This window comes from Xanthomonas sp. AM6 (genome assembly GCF_025665335.1).
Classification (GTDB): Bacteria; Pseudomonadota; Gammaproteobacteria; order Xanthomonadales; family Xanthomonadaceae; genus Xanthomonas_A.
In genome coordinates this window covers 877,833-897,230 of record NZ_CP106869.1, presented here as the reverse complement: position 1 = coordinate 897,230, position 19,398 = coordinate 877,833, and the positions used below count along the sequence as shown (strand labels likewise).

Here is a 19,398-nt window from a genome sequence, read left to right as displayed (position 1 = left end):
TGCAGTGGGGACGACGCCGCTAACGCCGCTGTCGTGGGTGGCCCGCAACGAATCCAATCCCCGATCCCGACTCCTCAGCCGCTTTCCAGCGCGTGCGCCACCGCGCGGAACACGCGCTGCATCTCCAGCGGCTTGCGCAGCACGTGCACGGCGATGTCCTGCGGGAAGTGGTCGCGCTGCAGCGCCGTGCCGGCGTCCTCCAGCACGATCGCCGGGCCGCGGTAGTCCAGGTCCTGCAGCGCCAGCAGCAGGCTCACCGCCGACAGCAGGATGATGTCGCTGTCCACGATCACCAGGTCCGGCATGCCGCGTTCGCGCACGTCGCGCAGCGCCGCGGCGCCGTCGGAGGCCAGCTGCGGCCGATAGCCCTGGCTGGACAGGGCATTGCCCAGCAGCGACAGGCGCGTGGCCTCGCCGTCCACCAGCAGCACGCGCTGGCCCTTGCCCATCGGGATCGCCGGCTCCGGCTCGGCCGAGGGCGCGTGGCCGCGCAGCGGGATCAGCAGTTCGAAGCAGGTGCCCACGCCCGGGGTGCTGTCCACGCCGATGCTGCCGCCATAGCTTTCGACGATGCGCTTGCACGAGATCAGGCCCAGGCCGGTGCCGTCCGGCTTGGTGGTGAAGAACGGGCTGAACAGGTTCGCCTGCGTGTCCGCGTCCATGCCCAGGCCGCTGTCGCGGACCAGGATCCGCACCTGCTCGCTGCCGTCGGCGCCGATCGCCGGCGCCGCCGAGAACGTCAGCGTGCCGCCGTCGGGCATCGCCTGGATCGCGTTCAGGCCGAGGTTGAGCAGGCATTGCTGCAGCTCGGTGTAGTTGGCCTCGATCGACAGCTCGGGATCGGCCACCTCCACCTGCAGGCCGACCCGCTCGGGCATGCTGCTCTTGAGCAGCATCTGCACCGCCTGGAACAGGCCGGCGATGGACACGCGCTCGCTGGGCTGGCGCGAGCCGCGCACGAACGACAGCATCGACTCGGCCATCTCGTGGCCGCGCCGGCCGCACTCGGCGATCACCTCGGCCAGGTGCCGCAGCTGCGGATCGTCGCTGCGCCCGATCATCAGCTCCGGCACGATCAGCAGCGGCTGCAGGATGTTGCGCAGGTCGTGGCTGAGGCCGGCGGCCAGCATCGCCAGGCTCTCCAGCCGCTGCGCGCGCATCAGCTCGCCTTCCACCCGCTGCCGCTCGCGCTCGGTGCGCGCCTCGCGGATCGCGCGCGCCACCGCCGACGGCAGCCGGGTCGGGTTGTGCTTGATGATGTAGTCGTTGGCGCCGTCGCGCAGCGCCTCCACCGCGGTCTCCTCGCCGATCGTGCCGGAGACGAAGATGAAGGGCACCGCGTTGCCGTGCTCGCGCAGCACGCGCAGCGCCTGGTGCCCGGAGAAGCCCGGCATGCTCAGGTCCGACAGCACGATGTCCGGCGCGAACTCCTGCAACGCCGCGCGCAGCGCGGACTCGCTTTCCACGCGGCGGAAGGTCGCCTCCAGGCCGGCGTCCAGCAGCTGGTCGGACAGCAGCTCGGCGTCTTCCGGCGAATCCTCGACCATCAGGATCCGGATCGGTCCGAGCTTGGTGCCGGTCATGGGCATGCGCGCTTACTCTTTGTCCGGCGCCTGGTTGATCACCGCCCAGAACGTGCCCAGGGTCTTCACCGCGGTGAAGAACTGGTCCACGTCCACCGGCTTGACCACGTAGGCATTGACGCCCAGATCCCAGCTGCGCGCCAGGTCGCTTTCCTCGCGCGAGGACGACAGGATCACCACCGGCAGGCGCTTGAGCGCTTCGTCGGTGCGCACCAGCTTGAGCACTTCCAGCCCGTCCATGCGCGGCATCTTGATGTCCAGCAGCAGCACCGCCGGCAGGCCTTCCTCGCGGTCGGCGTAGGCGCCGCGGCGCAGCAGGTAATCCATCGCCTCCACGCCGTCCTCGACGTGGACGATGGGATTGGCGAGGCGCGCGTCGCGCAGCGCGTCGATCGCCATTTCGGCATCGGCGGGGCTGTCTTCGGCAAGCAGGATGGTGCGGATGGCGGTCATGCGGTCAACTCATTGGTGGGCGCTTCGAGCGCGGGGGGTAAGACGAAATGGAAGGTCGCGCCCTGCTCCGGCGCCGCGTCGGCCCAGATGTGGCCGCCATGGCGGGTCAGCACCCGGCGCACGCTGGCCAGGCCGATGCCGGTGCCGGAGTATTCGCTGGCCTTGTGCAGGCGCTGGAACACGCCGAACAGCTTGGCCGCATAGGCCATGTCGAAGCCGGCGCCGTTGTCGCGCACGCTGAAGTGATGGCTGCCGTCGGCCTGCAGCTGGTAGCCGACCTCGATCACCGGAAGCTCGCGCTTGGCGCTGTACTTGACCGCGTTGCCGAGCAGGTTCAGCCACAGCTGGCGCATCATGTTCTCGTCGGCGACCAGGATCGGCAGCGGCGCGATGTTCCATTCGATGCGGCGGCCGCTGCCGGCATGGTCGGACTGGAAATTGGCGTCCAGCACCGACCGCGTCTCCGCCACCAGCGACTGCATGTCCACCGCCTGCAGGCGCAGCGCGCTGCGGCCCAGGCGCGAGTAGACCAGCAGGTCGTCGATCAGCGAGGCCATGCGCCGCGCCGAGGTGCCGATCACTTCCAGGTAGTGGCGGCTCTTCTCGTCGGCGTCGTCGCCCAGATGGCGCGCCAACTTGTCGGCGAAGCCGGCGACATGCCGCAGCGGCGCGCGCAGGTCGTGCGAGACCGAGTAGCTGAAGGCCTCCAGTTCGCGGTTGACCTCCGAGATCTGCTCCACCTTGCCCTCGAGCTGCCGGTTCAGCACCTGGATGCGCTGCTGCGTGGCCTTCTGCAGGCTGATGTCGCTGACCGTCATCAGCACCACCTCGTCGTCGCTGTCCGGCAACGGCATGCGCCGCGCGTTCAGCAGCATGGTGCGGCCGACACCGTCGGCGCCGGCCTGCTCGTGCTCGAAATCCCACAGCTCGCGCCCGCGCAGCAGCACGTCGGCCAGGCGCTGGCGGATGATCGGGTCCTGCCAGACGCCGTCGCCGACCTCGCCGAGCATCTTCGGCGCGCGCTCCGGGTCCAGCCCGTACAGTTCGCCGAACGCGGCGTTGTACATCATCATGCGCTGGGTGCCGTCGAGCAGCACGATCGGCTCGCGCACCGTCTGCAGCACCGCGGCGGCGCGGGCGTTGGCGCGCAGCAGGTGCCGCTCCGCGTCCAGGCGCCGGCCGATCTGCCGCTGCAGCAGCCAGATCACCAGGCCCAGCAGCAGCAGCTGCACCGTCAGCGACACCCAACTGATCACCGAGGCCAGCAACCGCCGCTGATCGGCATCGGCGGTGCGTTCGGCCAGCAGCACGTCCTCGCGCCGCTGCAGTTCGGCGATCAGGCCGCGGATCGGATTGTCCGCGGTCATCTCCTGGATCAGCGCCCGCACCTGCTCCGGGTTGCGGTTCTGCGCGATGCGCACGGCCAGCAGGCCGCGGCGCTCCAGGGTGCTCTGCAGGCGGCCGATGCGCACCTGCTGATCGGGGTTGTCGCGGGTCAGCTCGGCCAGGCGCGCGATGGTCGGCGCGATCGCGGCGCGCGACTCGTTGAAGCGCGCATGCAGGATCGGCGACTGGACCTGGTGCGACATCGCCATCGCCGCCGACTCCATGTCGCGCAGGTTCGCTTCCAGGTCGTGCAGCGTTGCCGTGACTTCCTGGCTGTGGCTGACCCAGTCGGCCGCGCGCAGGGTGCTGTCGCTCATCTGCCGCAGCAGCAACGAAGGCAGGATCACGATCAACACCACCGCCAATGCCAGCAGCGGCAGGCGCCAGCGGTCCCATGGGTCATGTTTGGCGGTGATCTGCATACCTGTTCGTGGAAAATGGGAAACGAAAGCGGCACGGGACGGGGCGGGATTGTCGCCGATCCCCGTCCGGTGCAGGTGAATTATTCAGGCTGCGCGTCATGCCCCTCGCGCACCTGAATACGACTTTATCCTAATGCCCGGAAACAAAGAAACGGGCGGCTGCGAGCCGCCCGTCCTGGTGAAGCCGATCCGTAACGTCCGGGTCAGCGCGCCGCAGCCGCCACCGCGCGCGCGGTGGTCCCGGGGGTGGCGCCGATCAACGTCCACGACGACATGCCCGCCCGTACCAGCAGGAAATCGGCATGGCTGCGCAGGCGAGAACGCTCGGCCTGGGTCAGCTCGGTCTCCAACCCCTGCATCAACGTGGTGAAGGCGGGCCAGAACCCGGCATCGTCGTGAAAGGTGGCCAGCAGCATGCCCAACTGCGATTCCAGCTGGCGCGTGGCCAAGGTCAAGGAGGACGGCCGCAACGGCAGTTCGGCGGAGGACGGCCCCGCGCCGACGGCTGCGGGTTGCGACGTCGCGTGCGCGTGACTCGGCGCGGCATGGGAGTAAGCATCCAACATAGCGATTCGCCTGGTAGCCAACATGGCTGGATGATGGCTGAATGCATGTCAATACAGCGCGAAACGGTGCAGATGCCGCGGTCCATGCACCCGCATGGCGCAAAAAAAACGCACCCCGAAGGGTGCGTTCTCACACATGCGGACTGCGGGGCGCGCCTCGTCTCGCGTCCCGCATCCGCCGTGGTCGCGATGGATCAGTGCTTGGCGGCGCCGGTCACTTTCAGGCCGGAGGCGTCGACCTTCTTGACCCCGTCGATCATCTTGGTGACCGAGACGGCCTTGTCGCGCTGGGTCTTGTTCTCGACCGCGCCGGACAGCTTGACCGTGCCGTTGAGCGTCTCGACCTTGATGTCGGTACCGGAGACGTCCTTGGTCGCGAGCAGATCGGCCTTCACCTTGGTGGTGATCCAGGTGTCGGTGACCGGCTCCTTGGACTCGTGCTTCATGCCGTCGTTGTGGCCCATGGTGTCATGGTCCTTGCTCGCCGTGGTCGGCGGATCGACGGCGAGCGCCTGGCCGGCGGCCAGGGTCAGACCGAACGCGAGAGCGGCGCCGAGCAGCGTGGGTGACGTGAACTTTTTCATGATGTCCTCCTCCCTTGAAGGTGTGTGCGCAGTCTCTGCAAGGCGGCGTACAAGCGACGTGACCGCCAAATGCGGGCAGCGTGAAAGGCGTGCACGCGGCGTGACGGTCGTTGCCGGATACTGGCGGCCTCCCCCGCCACAGCCTTTCTCGCCATGGATCAGCCCTTCAATCTCGCCCTGCTCGGCTACGGTTTCGTCGGCCGCGTCTTCCACGCGCCGCTGATCGCGCACACGCCCGGCCTGCGCCTGCACAGCATCGTCTCCAGCCGCCATGACGAAGCCGCCGCGGCCTATCCGCAGGCGCGCATCGTCGCCGACGCGCAGCAGGCCTTCGCCGATCCGCAGGTCGATGCGGTCGTCATCGCCACGCCCAACCAGACCCACGCGCCGCTGGCGCTGGCGGCGCTGGCCCACGGCAAGCACGTGCTGGTGGACAAGCCGTTCACCCTGGACGTGGCCGAAGCGCAGCAGGTGCTCGCGCAGGCGCAGCAGGCCGGGCGCGTCGTCAGCGTGTTCCAGAACCGGCGCTGGGACGGCGACTTCCTCACCGTGCGGCGCCTGCTCGAGGAGAACCGCCTGGGCGCGATCGCCGAATTCCACTCGCACTTCGACCGCCACCGCCCGCAGGTCGGCGACCGCTGGCGCGAGCACGCGCTGCCCGGTTCGGGCCTGTGGTTCGACCTGGGGCCGCACTTGCTCGACCAGACCCTGCAACTGTTCGGGCTGCCCGAGGCGATCCAGGTGGACCTGGCGCAGCAGCGCCACGGCGCGCAGGCGACCGACTACTTCCATGCGGTGCTGCGCTACCCGCGGCTGCGCGCGGTGCTGCATGCCGGCTCGCTGGTCGCGGCGAACGGGCTGCGCTTCGCCGTGCACGGCGAGCGCGGCAGCTACGTCAAGCACGGCCTGGACACGCAGGAGGCGCAGCTGCGCGCCGGGCTGACCCCGGCCGCGCCGCAGTGGGGCGAGGACCCGCTGGCCGGCCAACTGACCCTGGTCGGCGACGACGGCAGCGCCGCCACGCAGGCGCTGCCGTCGCAGCGCGGCGACTACCGCCACTGCTACGCCGGCTTCCGCGAAGCGATGGCCGGACGCGCGCCCGCGCCGGTGGACGCGGCGCAGGCGCTGGCGGTGATGCGGCTGCTGGAACTCGGCCAGCGCAGCGCCGCCTCGGGCCGCACCCTCGCCCTGGACTGACGAGCGCCGCCGGTTACTTGGGCAGCGTGTCGCGCGGCCCGCCGTGCGAAGGCACGTCGCGCACTTCGCGCATCACCGCGTGGCCGCCGAACTGGTTGCGCATCGCCGCCAGCAGCTTGTCGGTGAACGAATCGGCGTCGCGCGAACGCAGCCGCTCCAGCAGCGACAGGGTGATCACCGGCGCGGGCACGTTGAGGTCGATCGCTTCGGCCACGGTCCAGCGGCCTTCGCCGGAATCCTCCACGTACGGGGCGATGCCGGACAGGTCCGGGTTGCTGCCCAGCGCGTCGGAACACAGGTCCAGCAGCCAGGAACGCACCACGCTGCCCTGGCGCCAGACTTCGGCGATCTGGTGCAGGTCCAGGTCGAACTCCTGCTTGCGCCCCATCAGCGCGAAGCCTTCGGCATAGGCCTGCATCATTCCGTACTCGATGCCGTTGTGGACCATCTTGGTGAAGTGGCCGGCACCGCTGGGACCGACCCGTCCCCAGCCGGCATCGGCGGCCGGCGCCAGCGTGGCGAACAGCGGGTCGAGCCGGTGCACCGCCGCTTCGTCGCCGCCGATCATCAGGCTGTAGCCTTCCTGCAGGCCCCACACGCCGCCGCTGGTGCCGCAATCGACGTAGGCGATGCCGTGCGCGGCCAGTTCGGCGGCGCGGCGCACCGAATCCTTGTAGTACGAATTGCCGCCGTCCACGACCACGTCGCCCTTGTCCAGCAGCGGCAGCAGCACCGCCAGGGTGTCGTCGACGATCTTGCCGGCCGGCACCATCAGCCACACCGCGCGCGGCGCCGGCAGCGCCGCGATCAGCGCGGCCATGCTGTCGGCCGTCTCCACCCCGCGCTGCTGCGCCGCGCTGCGCGCCGCCTCGCCCAGGTCGAATCCGACCACGCGGTGGCCGCCACGCACCAGCCGCTCGGCCATGTTCGCGCCCATGCGGCCCAACCCTACAAGTCCCAGTTCCATGCGTCCGTCCTAGCTCGAAGTGAGGAGCATTAGGGTCGCACGAAGCGCCCCACTGCGGCTGACGCGCAGCTAAGGCGAAGGCGCTTGCGCACAGGCCTGCAACTGCTGGTCGCGCCAGCGCCGGTACAAGGTGGTGTGCAGGTTGTGCAGGGCCAGGTCGATCGCGAACGGGGTGCGCGGATTGCGGTCCAGCAGGCGCGCCACGTGGTAGCCGATCGGTTTGACCCCCTTCGGATGCACGTACACCTCGAAGCCGCGGTAGAACGGGTCGTCGAGCAAGGCGTCGATCTGCGCCAGGACACTGCGTTGCGCCGGCGACAACGTCGCGCGCAGGGCCGGGTCGCGGTCGAACAACAGTTTCTCGAAGCGTTCGCGGCCACGGCCGCGCAGCGCCTGCGCCAGTTCCCAGATGCGCCGGTTGTTGCGGTCGTAGTAGGCGAAGCCGCCATGCGCGCGCAACGCCGACGCCGCCTCGGCGCTGACCGCCACGACCACGAAGTTCTCGGCCTGGTTGTTGATGTCGTCCAGGTAGCGGCGCTCGAACACGTGGGCGATGAAGCCGGGCGCGCCGAGGAAGGCGGCGCCGCCCAGTTGCGAGGTCCTGGCCGCCTTGCCGTCGGCGAAGAACTCGCCGGCATGCGCGCCGAGCAGGATGCTGTCGGTGCGGTGCAGGGTGAGGAAGGTGCCGATCGACAGTTCCCCGGCGCTGAAGGCACGATCGAAACCGGCATCGCCGTACAGTTCGCGCTGCGTGGCCAGCTGCGCGATCTGCCGGCCGACGCCGCATTCCGAGCGCACCCGGCCGCTGTAGAACGCCTCGATCGCGCGCGCGTTGCCGTGCACCGGGCGGTAGCCGCGGCCGAAGCTGCGGAAGCGCTGCCAGCCCTGCCGGCGCGCGCCGCCCGGGCCGAACCCGATCCAGCCCAGCTGCACGGCGGAGAAGCGGTAGCCCGGGTTGTCCTGCAGGCGCGCCACCGCGCGCTGGGTGGCCGCGCCGAGCCGCAGGAAATAGCCGCAGTGCGTGGCCGGTGTGTCGAGCAGCGCGCGCAGGGCGTCGCGCCGTTGCGCCGCGGTCCATCGCGCCGGCAGCGCCGCCTGCAGGTCGCCGTGCGCCTGCGCGTCGGCCAGCGAGGCGCGCGTGCAGGGCTCGCCCGGCAGCAGGCGCGGCTGCGCATCAGGCGTGCTGTCGATGCGCCAGCCGAGCTGGCGCAGCAGGGCGGCCAGGCAGTCGGCGCTGGCCTGGTCCGCCGGGTCCGGCGCCGCGGCGAGCGCGCCGCTCGCGCTCAGCGCGAGCGCCAGCAACAGGCGCGCGGCGATACGATGCCGGCGCGGCGATGGCTGGAGCGCAGTCGGGGCGGTCATGGCGCGAGCATGGCAGATGCGAAACGGCAGGCGGAGAAGAGTGGTCGGCGCGCCGGGGCGCGGACGCGGAGCGTGCCGCGCACGTCGTGCACGCACCGCGAAGCCGCGCCGCGCGCGCGTTCACCCGGCTGCAATGCCGGCCAACCCTACACTGCCGCTCCCGCTTCTGGAAAACAGCGTCATGCATGTGCTCGTCACCGGCGGCACCGGATTCATCGGCCGCGCACTGTGCCCTGCCCTGCTGCAGGCCGGGCACCAGGTCAGCGTGCTCAGCCGCGACGCGGCACGCGCGACGCAGGCGCTGCCGGGCATCCAGGCGCTGGAAGACCTGCACGGCGCCGCGCCGGCGGACGCGGTGATCAATCTCGCCGGCGAGCCGCTGAGCGAGGGCCGCTGGAACGAGACCCGCAAGCGCCGCTTCCGCACCTCGCGCATCGGCACCACCCGCGCACTGATCGACTGGATTGCGCAGCTGGACGCCGCGCAGCGGCCCGCCTGCCTGCTCTCCGGCTCGGCGATCGGCTACTACGGCGACCGCGGCGGCGACCTGCTCGACGAACGCAGCGCGGCCGGCGCGGATTTCGCCGCACAGCTGTGCCGCGACTGGGAAGCCGAGGCGTTGCGCGCGCAGGCGCTGGGCGTGCGGACCAGCCTGGTGCGGACGGGTGTGGTGCTGGGCCGCGACGGCGGCGCGCTGGCGCGGATGCTGCCGCCGTTCCGGCTCGGCCTGGGCGGGCGCATGGGCGACGGCCGGCAATGGATGAGCTGGATCCATCGCGACGATCACGTCGGCCTGTTGTTGTGGCTGCTGCAGCACGGCGGCGACGGCGCCTACAACGCCACCGCGCCGGCACCGGCGACCAATGCCGATTTCGCCGCACAGCTGGGCCGTGCCCTGCACCGGCCGGCGCTGCTGCCGGCACCGGCTGCGGCGCTGCGCCTGGCCTTCGGCGAGATGGCCGACCTGCTGCTGGGCAGCCAGCGGGCGCTGCCGGCGCGTGCGCAGCAGGAAGGCTATGTGTTCCGCCATCCGGAGTTGGGTGAAGCGCTGCGTGCCGTGATCGGATAGGCACACGACCGAAGCGACTGTAGGAGCGGCTTCAGCCGCGACCGGGCGTTACCGGTAATACCCTGTCGCGGCGGAAGCCGCTCCTACGAAAGCGTGTCATGGCCTGGCAAGTGCAGGCGAGCCGCCTGGCCTCATCCCGGCGCTCTGTACATGCGATCGCATCCCGCAACAATGCAAAACGCCCCGGCGGAGGCTGTCCGCCGGGGCGTTTTTGTGTGCGAGCGCTGCGCCGCGATGGCCGATCGCGGCGTGGCCTCAATAGCGCTTGCAGACGGTCTCGACCTGGCGGTTGCCGTTGGCCTGCTGGCGCTGGCCCTGGATGTAGCGCCCGGTGGCGCCGCCGGCGACCGCGCCGCCGACCGTGGCCAGCTTCTTGCCGTTGCCCTTGCCGACCTGGTTGCCGAGCAGGCCGCCGATCGCCGCGCCTGCCAGGGTGCCGCCGATGCGATTGGGGTCGGTGCTGTTCTTCTGCACCGCGACCTTCTTGCAGTGCACGCGGGTGCCGTCGCTGAAACGGCGCCCGGCGTCTTCCGGGCCGTAGTGGCGCTGCGCCTGCGCCAGCGGCGCGGCGGCAGTGGCGACGGCGAGCACGGTGAGACACAACGCGGATTTGAGAGTGTTCATGCTGGTTGCTCCTGGGTGGCGGAGCCGATGCGCTTGCACGCATCGCGCTCCCGACAGGCGCCACCTTTGCACCGCGTTCGCGAATGGATCGTGAAGCGAAACCGCGCTATTCAGCTTCCGCAGCGGCGCATGAACGCAGGGGTCAACGCGGCGTGGTGCCGTCGCCTGCCACCGGCGCAACCGGCGCAGCAGGCGCAGGCGTCGCTTCGGCCGGGTGCGGCATCGGCGCGGGCGCCGCAGGCGCAGGTGCCGGCGCTGCCGCGGCGGGCTCGGGTTCGGACTTGGGCGCCGCCGCCGGCGCTGGCGGCTCGGCCGCGGCCGGCTTGGACTTGGGCAGGTACTGCGCCATGCGTTCGAAGAAGCGCTTGTAGAAATCGCCGTCCTGCACCGTGCTGCTGGCCACGCGCACCAGCGAATCGTCGCTGCTGCCGACCGGCAGCGACACCGAGCCGAGCACGCCGACCCCGACGCTGGCCGAGTTGGCGCTCTTCTTCAACGCATAGCGGTCCTGCAGCGCGCTGACGAACACCCACGATTCGTCCTGGCCGTGCGCCACGCACGACACGCGCAATTCCAGCTGCTCGTGCGAATCCTGGTTGGGCTGAAAGTTCTTGGTGCCTTCCACCGCATCGGCGGTGGCCTTGGACACCACGTAGCCCTGGCTCAGCAAGGTGCGCCGCGCCGATTCGCAGGCCTGCGCCGGCTGCACCGGATAGCTGCGCGAATAGGTGTTGTCGGAGTTGAAGGTCTCCTTCACCAGGTTGTCCTGCTTGCGGGCGAAGCAGCCGCTCAGGCCGATCGCGACCAGCAGCAGCGCAGGAAGGGCGAGGACGTTGGAGGAAGCGGACATGGCCGTGGACCGAAGGAAGGAACCGGCCAAGGATAGCCGCAAGCGTGTCGAGGCGGCCTTGATGCCGCCGCCGGCGCTCATCCGGCGGTTAGCGGGCCGGGCGGCGGCCGCAGCGACAGGTCCACCCGCAGCAGGCCGCCGCCGCGGTCGCGGCGTTCGGCGCGCAGGTAGTGGTGGGCATCGAGCGCGGCCAGCGTCGGCGGCGCCGCCAGCGGCTCGCCCCACAGGCTCAGCGCGAAGCCGCGCGCGCGCAGCCAGTCCAGCAGCCGCTGCAGCTGGCCCGGATCGCGCGGCAGCAGCAGGTCCACGTCGCCGGGCAGGCGCGCGGCCGCGGCCGGGTCGGCCAGCCAGGCCGGGTAGCTGCCGTACAAGGCGTAATCGAACCCCTCCGTGCGCAGCGCGGCGAGCAGCTGCGCGGTGCCGGCCAGGTCGATCGGCTCGCGCCGTTTCTGGAAGATCAACGCGTACTCGTGGCTGCGGTCGCTGCGCGTCTGGCCGGGCGCCAGCGGCTGCGCGCCGTTGCGCGGGTAGCACAGCACGCGCTCGGCGCAGGGCACGAACAGGCTGCCGAGCACCCGCGCCAGGTCCCAGGCCTGCGGCACGAACACGCCGTCCAGTTCGACGTTCTCGACCATCGCGATGCAGAATCCGTCCTCGCGCAGGCTGCGGCGCACCGCGTGAAATACCGCGCGCAGGCCGTGCAGATAGGCCGCGTAGTCGGTGCTGGCGTAGAGTTGGCCCGGCGTCGCCGCGCCCGGCCAGGCGCAGCCGAAGTACGGCACGTTGGTCAGGCACAGGTCCACCGGCGCCTCCAGCGCCAGCTGCGGCAGCGCGCCGACCCGCACCTGCGCCGCCAGCCCGAGCCGCTGCAGCCGCTCGCGCGCCAGCGCCGCGCGCGCCGCGTCGATCTCCAGCCCCAGCCCGCGCCGGCCTTCCAGCGCGGCGGCGAGCAAGGTGCTGCCGAAACCGCAGAACGGATCCAGCACGCAGGCATCGGGCGCGCTGAACTGGCGCACGAACGGGCGCATCTGGCTGACCCAGCCGCAGTCGCGCGCGCCCAGCGGATCGCGCTGGCGCAGGTCATCGGGCAGCCGGTGCGCGGGCGGGTCCGGCGGCGGCGTCCACCAGCTGCGGCTATCCATGCGCGGCCTGCCACAGCAGATCGCGGTCCGGCTGCCAGCCCGCGCACAGCCGGCCGTCGGCGAAGAACACCAGCTTGTAGATGTCGCCGCTGTCGTGGCGCGCCTGCATCGCGCCGTAGTCGGAACTCTCGAACACCAGCTCCATGCCGTCGTCGGTGGCCATGCGCAGGTTCCAGAAGTAATAGCCCTCGGTGATCTGCAGCGGCCGCAGCGTGCGCCACCACGGCGTGGCCATGCATGCGGCCAGCACCTGCTCCACGCCGACCCGCGCCTGCGCCAGGTAGCGCTGGGTGCCGGTGGCGCGGTAGCCGTCGCCCAGCCGCGAGAACTCGCGGAAGATCACCGTGCGTGCGCCGCACGCGCGGGCCCAGCGCAGATAGCCGGCGACGCCGTCGGCATCGGCGATGCCGCCGTGCTGCAGGATGCACACCAGGCGCAGCGGCAGCGCCGCGGCGATGCGCCGCGCGGTGGCGACGAACACCTGCGCGTCGGCGATCGCCTCGCCATCGCGGAAACGCATGATCGCGTCGTTGCCGGCCTGCTGCGGATGGTGCCGCGACAGTTCCACCCACGACAGCCGGAAGCGTTGCAGCGCGTCCAGCAGCGCATCGCCGCGGCCGCGGGCGAAGCCGGCGCCGTTGCTGTACAGCACCCGCTGCTCGACCAGCAGCCCGTCGCGTTCGGCGGCGCTCAAGGTCTCCAGCAACTGCACGAACCATTCCTCGTCGTCGGTCATCTCCAGCCCCGACAGCGAATGCGACAGCGGCAGGCCGTGCAGCTGCGCCAGCCCATCGCGCAGCATCGCGAAATAGTCCGGCGGCGGCCGCAGGCTGGCCGCCGCGGTGCCGCCGGCGTGCGGGCGCAGGGTCTCCGAACAGAAACGGCAGCGCGCCGAACACGGCCGCACCGATGCGTACGGGGTGAAGGTGACCGGCTGCGCGACGCGGTAGTCGCGCCCGCCGATGCGCTGCACGCGCCAGCGTGCGGCATCGTCGCCGGCCGGCACCCGCCATTCCAGGTGCGGCATGCCGGCACGCAGCGCGGCGAACAGCGGCGAGGCGCCGCTCAGCGGCGGCGCGAACTCCATGCGCGCGTCCATCGCCGCACCTACAGGCGCGCCGCGTTCGCGCGCTCGCGCACTTGCGCGAAGCTCCAGTCGTGCAGCAGGCGGCCGTTCTCCCATACCGTGACCATCGCATCGTCGTAGCCGGCAGGCCGCGCCACCGCGTCCAGCGACGCCGCGCTGGCCGGCACCGGCTCGGTGCGGTAGCCGCCGTACTCGCGATGGCGCAGCAGGCTCATGCGCCCGCGCTTGCTGAGCTTGCCCTTGTCGGTCACCGGATCCTTGTAGACGTCGATCCACTCGCCGTCCACGCGCGCGGCCGAGCACTTCAGCGCGAACTTCTGCGTGTCGCGGTCCAGCCGCTGCAGCAGCGCGCCGCCCATGCCGAAGGCGACGTTGTCGGTGGCATAGCCGGCGCTGGTGACGCGCTCCAGGATGGCGCGGATGCTGGTCGGGTTGACCCCGTCGCCCTGGATCACGCGCACGTGGTTGAGCACCTTGTAGCCCCTGCCGTTGACGCTGTGGCCGAAGGCCTCGTCGAGCAGTTCCAGGCACTGGTGCACCACCGCCACCGGGTCGCCGGAATCGGGGCGGATCACCACGGTGGCGCCGGAGGCGATCACCTCCTCGCGCAGCGTGGTGCCCCAGTGCTCGCGGATCGCGTGGAAGATGTCGTAGCTGTCGGACACCACCGCGACGATGCCGCCGGGCTTGCCGAACTGCCTGAGCATGTTGCGGTACGCGTCCACCTCGCGCGCGCGGCCCCAGCTGGTGATGGTGCTGTGCTCGGCGGCGGGGATCGAGTAGCCGGCCATCGGCTCGTGGTAGTGCGCGCGCGCCAGCAGCAGCCCGGACACGGTATCGGTGCCGAGGAAATTGACCAGGTGCGCGGCGCCGCCGATCGCCGCCGACTCCAGGCTGGACACGCCGCGCGCGCCGAAGTCGTGCAGCTTGAACGGCAGCTGCCCTTCCGGGTCGTCGCTGGTGCGCTCCAGGAACTGGCGGATGGTCTGCTTGGCGTGCCAGCTGACCGTGGCCACGGTGACCGGATACCAGATGCGCAGCAGCAGCGTTTCCAGGTACGAGGGCACCCAGTAGGCCTGCGCGTCGGTGGACTCGATGGTCATCAGCGCGTTGTGGGTCGGCACCACGCTGCCCTCGGGCACGGCGCGGATGCGGATCGGCAGCTGCCCGCCGAGGCGGTCGACGATGTCGCGCCAGCCGGCCTCGTTGAACGGCTCGCCGTGCGCGGCGAACAGGTCGCGCGCCTCGTCGACGTCGGCATGGGTGATGGCGCGGCCCAGCGCTTCCTTGAGGATGGCCTGCAGGCCGAAGAACACGGTACGGTCGTAGACGCCGCCGCGCGATTCCACGTAGAAGAACGTGGCGTCGGTACCGGCCGGATATTGCAGCCAGTGGCTGGCCTTGTAGCTATCGGTGTTGAGCAGCAGGTTGTTCAGGCATTGCATGACGGAAGCTCCTTCGCGTCAGGGAAAGCCAGCGGTCTGTCCGCCGGCCGGGGCAGGCCGCGGTCAACCGCGGCCCAGGAAGAATTCGAGCAGGTGCAGGTGGTCTTCGAACAGTTTCGGGCCCATCCCCAGCACTTCGCTGACCGGGATCCAGCGCGCCTTGTCGGCGTCGTCGCCGCCGCGCACCTCGGGCAGCTCGCCGAAGGTGAACTCGAAGTGGAACCCATGGGTGATGGTGCGCCCGCGCAGGCTGCGCTCGGGGTGGTCGAACACGTGGCGGTTCTTCAGCGAGCCCTTCAGCACCGGTACCGGGATCTTCAGCCGGGTCTCCTCGCGCAGTTCGCGCAGGCAGGCGTCGAGGATGCTCTCGTGCTGGCCGACGAAGCCGCCCGGCAGCGCCCACAGGCCCTTGCCCGGCGCGGCGCGGCGCCGCACCAGCAGCACGTGGCCCGAATGCACCACCACCGCATCGGCGGTGACGAAGGTCGGCGGATACGGCGCCTCCTTCCAGGCCGCGCGGTACTGCTCGATGAACTGGTACTCGGCGAGCAGCTCCGCGTACGAGGGCGAGCTCTTGCGGAACGCCTCGAGCATGTCGAACACCGGCGCCGGCACGTTGCCGCGCAGCATCAGCAGCGCGCCGTGGAAATCGATGCTGCCGGCCTCGAACAGGTAGCGGCGCAATTCGGTCGCCGACAGCGTCTCGGTGTGCTGCACGTCGACCAGCGGCCATTGCGGGAATTCGCGCAGGTAGTAGCTGCTGGCGTCCTTGTCCATGCCGACCAGGCCGATGCGCGCCTCGGCACCGCCGCCGTCGGCGCGCACCGCCTCGGCCACCGCCGACTGCACCGCGGCGATCCACTGGCTCTCGTTGTACAGATGGTCGCGCAGCGGGCGCAGGATCAGGCGCTCGCCGGCGCCGTCGAGCGCGGCCTGGATCATCACGCTGCGTTCGGCCACGGTCCACGGATTGCGGATGGTGCGCGGGGTATCGGCCGAGCCGATCAGGAAGATGAGCTTCTGCGCACGCGCCAGGGCGTGGCGGGCAACGGCGGCGTGGCCGTTGTGGAAGGGCTCGAAGCGCCCGATGAACACAAGATAGTCGTACTCCATGAGCATCCCTCACGGTGATTGGGGTCGCCGCGGGTCTATCCCTTGGCGTGGCGCAAATGCTACGCCGATGCGCGAAGGCGTCAAGTGGCGCGGCGTGGCCCGCCCATCGATGGCGCACATGCCGCACGCTGCGCCGCGTCCGTCTCGCAGCCGAGGGCCGCTGCGTTGCAGCGCGCGCGGCGCGCGCGATCGCGCTAGCCTCGTGGCCCCCGAACAGGAGCGCGCGACCATGCCCCACCGCAGCCGTCTTGCCGGATTCATCATCGATTGCCAGGACACCGACGCCGACACCGCCGCGCGCTTCTGGAGCGCGGCGCTGGGCTATTCCGCCGCGGCGGGCTATTCCGAACTCGGCGCCGAATACGCGGCATTGGAGGGCGCGCCCGCGGGCCTGCAGGTGGAGGTGCAACGCGTCGATCACGCCTCGCGCGTGCACCTGGACATCGAGAGCGACGACATCGAGGCCGAGGTCGCGCGCCTGGAGGGCCTGGGCGCGCGCCGGATCGGCTTCGTCAAGCGCTGGTGGGTGATGGAAGCGCCGACCGGGCATCGCTTCTGCGTGGTCAAGATGCGCGATCCCGCCGCCGGTGCGCCGCCCAACACCTGGGACTGACGTTCGCCGGCGCGGCGCGCGCGGCATGCAGCCGCGTGTTCGCCGCATGCGCTCGACGTGCGGGGCGTTGCGCCTGCACATGCGGCTGCCCAGCACGCACCGCCCGGTCATGATCGTGTAGCGCTGCGCGAGCGACCATGCGCGCCGGCGTGTCGCGATGCCGCCGCTGCGCTGCATGCCGAGCCCGGACGATGCCTATGGCACCATCGCCGCTCGCACCACTTCCCTTTGCCAGAGACATGTTGCCGATGCCGACGTTCCCGCTCTCTTCCCGCGCCCGCGCCGTGGCGCTCGCGTTCGCCATGGCGCTGTTCGCCGCCTGCCTCGCACTCCCGGCCAGCGCCGCGCCGGCAGCGGCGCCGCTGAAGGTGATGAGCTTCAACGTGCGCGTGCCGGTGGACAAGGACGGCGACAAGCGCTGGGAGATCCGCCGCAGCGCGATGGCTGAACTGATCCGCACCCAGCATCCGGACGTGTTCGGCACCCAGGAACTGGTCAAGCTGCAGGCCGACTACCTGGCCGCGCAGTTGCCCGACTACCGCTGGTTCGGCCGCAGCCGCGACGGCAGCGAGGACGGCGAGCGCATGGGCGTGTTCTACGACAGCCGCCGGTTGAAGCTGGTGGACTCGGGCGACTTCTGGCTGTCGGACACGCCGGCGGTGGTCGGCAGCATCAGCTGGGGCCACCCGCTGCCGCGCATGGTGAACTGGGGGCTGTTCGAGCGCATCGCCGACGGCCGCCGCTTCTACCTGTTCGACACCCACCTGCCGTATCGCGACGAGGACGAGGCGGCGCGCGCCAAGGGCGCCGCGTTGATCCTCGCGCGGCTGCAGGCCTTGCCCGCCGACGTGCCGGTGGTGCTCACCGGCGACTTCAACACCGCGCCCGATTCGCCCACCTACCGCACCCTGGTCCCGGCGCTGGCCGACGCGCGCGCGCAGGCGCCGCAGCCGCAAGGGCCGCAGGCGACCTTCCATGACTTCACCGGCCATCCGGACCGGCGCATCGACTGGATCCTGTCGCGCGGGCTGCGCGCGACGCGTTTCGCCACGCTGGACGCACGCCCGCAGGGCCATTGGCCGTCGGACCACTTCCCGGTCGTCGCCGAGTTCGCCTGGCCGCACTGAGTTTTCGCGATCGGCGCGCCGGGCGTCACTGCGCCCGTGCCGGCGCGGCGCCGTCGGCGTGCGCGCACAGCCAGTCCAACACCTGACGCACCGCCGGCGCCGGCGCCGGGGCCGGCCGCCACACGATCGACAGCTGCCGCGCCGCCCACGCTTCGTGCAGCGGCACTGCGACCAGCTGCGCGCGCACGCTGACCCGGGCCAGCGCGGCCTGCGGCAGGATCGCCACGCCGGCGCCGCGCGCCAGCATCCGGCACAGCGGTTCGATGCCGTGCACGTGCGCGCGCACGCGCAACTGGCCGCCGGCGCGCGCGGCCTGCGTGCGCAGGTGCCGCTGCAGCGCGCTGTCGTCGGCCAGGCCCAGGAACTGCGCCTGCCACAGCTGCGCCAGGCGCAGCTGCGGCGCCTGCGCCAGCGGATGCGTGGCCGCGGCCACCAGCACCAGCCGGTCCTGGCGGAACGGCTGCGCGTGCAGGCCGGCCAGGTCGGCGTGGTCGGCGATCACCGCCAGGTCGGCGCGTTCCTCGCGCACGGCGTCGGCGGCGGCCATGCTGCCCTGCTCGCGCAGGGCCAGGTCGATGCGCGGATGCGCGACCAGGAACTCGGCCAGCAGTTCGGGCAGCCATTCGTACAGCGCCGCGGTGTTGGCCAGCAGCCGCACCGTGGCCTGGTTGGCGCCGGCATGCTCGCCCAGTTCGGCGCGCATCGCCTCGGCCTGGCGCAGCAGCTGCCGCGCGTGCCGCAGCAGCGCCGCGCCGGCCGCGGTCAGGGTCACGCCGCGGCGGCCGCGCTCGAACAGCGCTGACCCGGCTTGCACTTCCAGCGCGCGGATGCGCGCGCTGGCCGCGGCCAGCGACAGCGCGGCGCGGTCGGCGCCGGCGGTGATGCTGCCGGCCTCGGCCACCGCCGCGAACAGCCGCAAGTCGATGAAATCCAGGTGCATGCCCGCTCCAGCCTTCGTCGTTGCCGAAGTCTGCCTGAAGCGATCGCGCATTGTCCGGCGCCGGCGCAGCGCCGATGCTGCAGGCATGCAATCGCTCATCCCGCACCTGTTGCCGATCGCCGCGGTGTTCTGCCTGGCCGGCTTCGTCAAGGGCGTCGCCGGCACCGGCCTGCCGACCGTGGCGATGGGCCTGCTCGGCCTGTGGCTGGCGCCGCCGGAGGCGGCCGCGCTGCTGGTGCTGCCGTCGCTGCTGACCAACCTGCAGCAGGCCTGGGGCGCCGGCGCGGCGGCGCTGCTGCGGCGGCTGTGGCCATTGCTGGCGACGATCGTGGCCGGCACCTGGCTCAGCGCCGGCATCCTGGTCGGCGCCGATCCGGCGCTGGCCCGCGGCGGGCTCGGCGCCTTGCTGGCGCTGTACGCACTGCTCGGCCTGAGCCGCTGGCAGGGCCGGTTGCCGCCGCGGCACGAACCCTGGGCCGGCCCGGCGGCCGGGCTGGCGACCGGCCTGCTGACCGGCGCCACCGGCGTGTTCGTGCTGCCGTCGCTGCCCTACCTGGTCGCGCTGGGCCTGCCGCGCGATGCGCTGATGCGCGCGCTGGGCTACTGCTTCGGCACCGCCACATTGGCGCTGGCCGCGGCGCTGGCCTGGCACGGCGCGTTTGCGCGCGGCGCGCTGGGGCCGTCGCTGCTGGCGCTGCTGCCGACCGTGGCGGGCATGTGGCTCGGTGCGCGGCTCCGCCAGCGCATTTCCGCCGAGGCGTTCCGCCGCGTGTTCTTCGCGACCCTGCTGGGGCTGGGGTTGCACCAGGCGTGGCAGGCGTGGGGCTAGGACCGCTTTCGATCAAGCTGATGCGCGCTTGTAGGAGCG

Annotated in this window: 19 protein-coding genes; 5 read left to right on the top strand and 14 right to left on the bottom strand. The window is 71.4% G+C overall.

Annotation, left to right across the window (positions count from 1 at the left end; all coding sequences use genetic code 11):
• Nucleotides 1-74: 74 nt before the first annotated feature.
• The 5 genes from OCJ37_RS03725 to OCJ37_RS03705 all read right to left on the bottom strand — a co-directional run bounded on the left by OCJ37_RS03725 (nt 75) and on the right by OCJ37_RS03705 (nt 4,994).
• Nucleotides 75-1,589: an ATP-binding response regulator gene (locus tag OCJ37_RS03725; RefSeq protein ID WP_263112359.1), complete on the bottom strand. Its 1,515-nt coding sequence runs from the start codon at nt 1,587-1,589 to the stop codon at nt 75-77.
• A gap of 6 nt (nt 1,590-1,595) precedes the next feature.
• The gene (locus OCJ37_RS03720; protein ID WP_263112358.1) at nt 1,596-2,036 is read right to left on the bottom strand and encodes a response regulator; all 441 of its coding nucleotides are present in this window, start codon (nt 2,034-2,036) and stop codon (nt 1,596-1,598) included.
• Nucleotides 2,033-3,844, bottom strand: a complete 1,812-nt coding sequence (locus OCJ37_RS03715; protein WP_263112357.1) for a sensor histidine kinase — start codon at nt 3,842-3,844, stop codon at nt 2,033-2,035. The genes OCJ37_RS03720 and OCJ37_RS03715 overlap by 4 nt, the downstream gene beginning before the upstream one ends.
• Before the next feature lie 203 nt (nt 3,845-4,047).
• Nucleotides 4,048-4,410 (bottom strand): hypothetical protein, encoded by a 363-nt coding sequence (locus tag OCJ37_RS03710; protein ID WP_263112356.1) that lies wholly within the window; start codon nt 4,408-4,410, stop codon nt 4,048-4,050.
• A 194-nt stretch (nt 4,411-4,604) separates the two neighbouring features.
• Nucleotides 4,605-4,994: a BON domain-containing protein gene (locus OCJ37_RS03705; protein WP_263112355.1), complete on the bottom strand. Its 390-nt coding sequence runs from the start codon at nt 4,992-4,994 to the stop codon at nt 4,605-4,607.
• 153 nt (nt 4,995-5,147) lie between these two features.
• Here OCJ37_RS03705 and OCJ37_RS03700 point away from each other — a divergent pair, with 153 nt between their 5' ends.
• On the top strand, nt 5,148-6,191 hold the full coding sequence (locus tag OCJ37_RS03700; protein WP_263112354.1) for an oxidoreductase: 1,044 nt from the start codon (nt 5,148-5,150) through the stop codon (nt 6,189-6,191).
• A gap of 13 nt (nt 6,192-6,204) precedes the next feature.
• On the opposite strand, the gene gnd is transcribed toward OCJ37_RS03700, so the two are convergent.
• Nucleotides 6,205-7,158, bottom strand: coding sequence for a phosphogluconate dehydrogenase (NAD(+)-dependent, decarboxylating) (gene gnd / locus OCJ37_RS03695; RefSeq protein ID WP_263112353.1), 954 nt, complete (start codon nt 7,156-7,158; stop codon nt 6,205-6,207).
• Nucleotides 7,159-7,227: 69 nt separating this feature from the next.
• The gene (locus OCJ37_RS03690) at nt 7,228-8,520 is read right to left on the bottom strand and encodes a hypothetical protein (RefSeq protein WP_263112352.1); all 1,293 of its coding nucleotides are present in this window, start codon (nt 8,518-8,520) and stop codon (nt 7,228-7,230) included.
• 181 nt (nt 8,521-8,701) lie between these two features.
• Here OCJ37_RS03690 and OCJ37_RS03685 point away from each other — a divergent pair, with 181 nt between their 5' ends.
• Nucleotides 8,702-9,589 (top strand): TIGR01777 family oxidoreductase, encoded by an 888-nt coding sequence (locus OCJ37_RS03685; protein ID WP_263112351.1) that lies wholly within the window; start codon nt 8,702-8,704, stop codon nt 9,587-9,589.
• A gap of 255 nt (nt 9,590-9,844) precedes the next feature.
• Here OCJ37_RS03685 and OCJ37_RS03680 read toward each other — a convergent pair whose 3' ends face one another.
• The 6 genes from OCJ37_RS03680 to OCJ37_RS03655 all read right to left on the bottom strand — a co-directional run bounded on the left by OCJ37_RS03680 (nt 9,845) and on the right by OCJ37_RS03655 (nt 15,856).
• The gene (locus OCJ37_RS03680) at nt 9,845-10,213 is read right to left on the bottom strand and encodes a glycine zipper 2TM domain-containing protein (RefSeq protein ID WP_263112350.1); all 369 of its coding nucleotides are present in this window, start codon (nt 10,211-10,213) and stop codon (nt 9,845-9,847) included.
• Between the two features lie 142 nt (nt 10,214-10,355).
• Nucleotides 10,356-11,063, bottom strand: a complete 708-nt coding sequence (locus OCJ37_RS03675; RefSeq protein ID WP_263112349.1) for a DUF2242 domain-containing protein — start codon at nt 11,061-11,063, stop codon at nt 10,356-10,358.
• A gap of 77 nt (nt 11,064-11,140) precedes the next feature.
• Nucleotides 11,141-12,205: a DNA methyltransferase gene (locus OCJ37_RS03670; RefSeq protein WP_263112348.1), complete on the bottom strand. Its 1,065-nt coding sequence runs from the start codon at nt 12,203-12,205 to the stop codon at nt 11,141-11,143.
• Nucleotides 12,198-13,304 carry a hypothetical protein gene (locus tag OCJ37_RS03665; RefSeq protein ID WP_263112347.1) on the bottom strand — a complete coding sequence of 369 codons (1,107 nt, stop codon included), beginning with the start codon at nt 13,302-13,304 and terminating at the stop codon, nt 12,198-12,200. Before OCJ37_RS03665 ends, OCJ37_RS03670 begins: the two co-directional genes overlap by 8 nt.
• Nucleotides 13,305-13,312: 8 nt before the next feature.
• A complete protein-coding gene (locus OCJ37_RS03660; protein ID WP_263112346.1) occupies nt 13,313-14,737 on the bottom strand; it encodes a nicotinate phosphoribosyltransferase in 1,425 nt (474 codons plus the stop codon).
• 63 nt (nt 14,738-14,800) lie between these two features.
• Complete coding sequence (locus OCJ37_RS03655) at nt 14,801-15,856, bottom strand: bifunctional nicotinamide-nucleotide adenylyltransferase/Nudix hydroxylase (protein WP_263112345.1); 1,056 nt, start codon at nt 15,854-15,856, stop codon at nt 14,801-14,803.
• Nucleotides 15,857-16,079: 223 nt separating this feature from the next.
• Between OCJ37_RS03655 and OCJ37_RS03650 the strand changes: the two genes are divergently transcribed.
• Both OCJ37_RS03650 and OCJ37_RS03645 read left to right on the top strand, forming a co-directional pair.
• Nucleotides 16,080-16,463: a VOC family protein gene (locus tag OCJ37_RS03650; protein ID WP_263112344.1), complete on the top strand. Its 384-nt coding sequence runs from the start codon at nt 16,080-16,082 to the stop codon at nt 16,461-16,463.
• Between the two features lie 248 nt (nt 16,464-16,711).
• The gene (locus OCJ37_RS03645) at nt 16,712-17,590 is read left to right on the top strand and encodes an endonuclease/exonuclease/phosphatase family protein (RefSeq protein ID WP_263112343.1); all 879 of its coding nucleotides are present in this window, start codon (nt 16,712-16,714) and stop codon (nt 17,588-17,590) included.
• 25 nt (nt 17,591-17,615) lie between these two features.
• Here OCJ37_RS03645 and OCJ37_RS03640 read toward each other — a convergent pair whose 3' ends face one another.
• Complete coding sequence (locus OCJ37_RS03640; RefSeq protein WP_263112342.1) at nt 17,616-18,530, bottom strand: LysR substrate-binding domain-containing protein; 915 nt, start codon at nt 18,528-18,530, stop codon at nt 17,616-17,618.
• An 85-nt stretch (nt 18,531-18,615) separates the two neighbouring features.
• Between OCJ37_RS03640 and OCJ37_RS03635 the strand changes: the two genes are divergently transcribed.
• Nucleotides 18,616-19,359, top strand: a complete 744-nt coding sequence (locus OCJ37_RS03635; RefSeq protein ID WP_263112341.1) for a sulfite exporter TauE/SafE family protein — start codon at nt 18,616-18,618, stop codon at nt 19,357-19,359.
• Nucleotides 19,360-19,398: the final 39 nt, after the last annotated feature.